We start from the raw sequence: 1,933 nt of genomic DNA on the forward strand, positions 1-1,933 counted from the left end.
GCCTCAGAAGTGACTTTGGCAAAGTGACAGATGCTTGACGGGGCTGGCACGCTTCGCTAATCGCCCCATTCCCAATCCCCACGCGGGGGGACATATCCGGTGCCGGAATTTTTCCGACCACTCCCCCGCGGCGGCTCAACCGGAGGTTAAATACTATGGCGGCTCCCGTCGTTTCCATGGCGCAGATGCTTGAAGCAGGCGCCCATTTCGGCCACCAGACGCATCGCTGGAATCCGAAGATGAAGCCTTACATTTTTGGTGAGCGCAACGGCGTCCACATCATCGATCTGTCGCAGTCCGTGCCGCTTTTTGGCCGCGCCCTCGATTTCGTGCGCGCTTCGGTGCAGCACGGCGGCAAGGTGCTTTTTGTCGGCACCAAGCGCCAGGCGCAGGATCCGATCGCCGACGCTGCGCGCCGCTGTGGTCAGCATTATGTCAACCATCGGTGGTTGGGCGGCATGCTCACCAACTGGAAGACGATTTCGGGCTCGATCCGCAAGTTCAAGCAGCTGGAAGAAACTTTGTCGGGTGACACCACCGGCCTGACCAAGAAGGAAGTGCTCAAGTTGACCCGCCAGCGGGACAAGTTTCAGGCTTCTCTCGGCGGCATCCGCGACATGGGCGGCTTGCCGGAAGTGATCTTCATCATCGACGTCAACAAGGAAGAGCTGGCGGTCAAGGAAGCCAACGTGCTGGGTATCCCGGTGGTGGCCATCCTCGATTCCAATACCGATCCGACCGGCATTGCCTTCCCGGTGCCGGGCAACGACGACGCCAGCCGCGCCATTCAATTGTATGTGAACGCGATTGCCGACGCCGTGCTGGACGCCAAGCAGGGCCGCGCTGCCGATTCGGGCGTCGATATGGGCGCAATGATCGAAGCCCCGGTGGAATATCTGGCCCCGGAAGCTGAAATTGTTGCCGAAGTCGCCGCCGAAGTCGTCGCCGAAGCCCCAGTTGATGTTGCTGCTGAAGCGCCGGTTGAAGTTGCCGCTGAAGCGCCGGTTGAAGCCCAGCCCGAAGCCTGACGCGCTGCGGCTCGCATGATTGGAGGCCGGGCGCCGCGGGTGCCCGGCCTCTTGTCACATTATTTTCATGTTGGCCGGGCATGACCCAGCCATCAACCTAACAGGAGCATCACATGGCTGATATTACCGCCAGTATGGTGAAAGATCTGCGCGACAAGACCGGCGCGGGCATGATGGACTGCAAAAAGGCGCTTTCGGAAACCGCTGGTGACATGGAAGCGGCCGTTGATTGGCTGCGCGCCAAGGGCTTGGCCGCTGCTGCCAAGAAGGCTGGCCGCACCGCCGCTGAAGGCCTGGTGGGCGTTGCCGTTTCCGGCACCAAGGGCACCGCCGTCGAAGTGAACAGCGAAACCGATTTCGTCGCCAAGAATGACATCTTTCAGAGCTTTGTGACCACTGTGACCGGCTTGGCGTTGAGCAGCGGTGCCGACGCCGAAACGCTGGCCACCATGCCGTATCCAGGCGGCGATGGCACGGTGGCTGACAAGCTGACCGCCAACATCGCCACCATCGGTGAGAACCAGTCGTTGCGCCGTACCGCCACGCTCGAAGTGGGCGTGGGTGTGGTGGTTTCGTATGTGCACAACGCCGTGGCGCCGGGCATCGGCCGTATTGGCGTGCTGGTTGGCCTGGAATCGGCCGCTGCCGCAGACGTGCTGGAGCCGCTGGCCAAGCAGATTGCCATGCACGTTGCGGCTGCCAGCCCGCTGGCGCTTGATGAGACCGGCCTTGATCCGGCGCTGATCGAGCGTGAGCGCGCCATTGCCCGCGAAAAGGCCGCCGCCAGCGGCAAGCCGGCTGAAATCATCGAGAAGATGATCGAAGGCGGCGTGCGCAAATTTGCCCAGGAAAGCACCTTGGTGAACCAGATATTCGTGATCGACGGCAAGTCCAAGGTGAGTGAC

2 protein-coding genes are annotated in these 1,933 nt (G+C 61.7%); both read left to right on the forward strand.

The genetic code is table 11. The features are described 5' to 3' along the window. Positions 1–155: 155 nt before the first annotated feature. Positions 156–1,028, forward strand: coding sequence for a 30S ribosomal protein S2 (gene rpsB / locus ACESL8_RS00940; RefSeq protein ID WP_372914964.1), 873 nt, complete (start codon positions 156–158; stop codon positions 1,026–1,028). A gap of 113 nt (positions 1,029–1,141) precedes the next feature. Beyond that, positions 1,142–1,933: translation elongation factor Ts (tsf, locus tag ACESL8_RS00945; RefSeq protein WP_372914966.1), on the forward strand; the 792-nt coding region annotated here is incomplete at its 3' end.

It is taken from the genome of Sandarakinorhabdus sp., from assembly GCF_041689835.1.
In the GTDB taxonomy this organism is placed as follows: domain Bacteria; phylum Pseudomonadota; class Alphaproteobacteria; order Sphingomonadales; family Sphingomonadaceae; genus Sandarakinorhabdus.

Coding starts and splice junctions, on each gene's coding strand:
- rpsB (WP_372914964.1), top strand. CDS start 156: ATGGCGGCTCCCGTCGTTTCCATGGCGCAGATGCTTGAAGCAGGCGCC.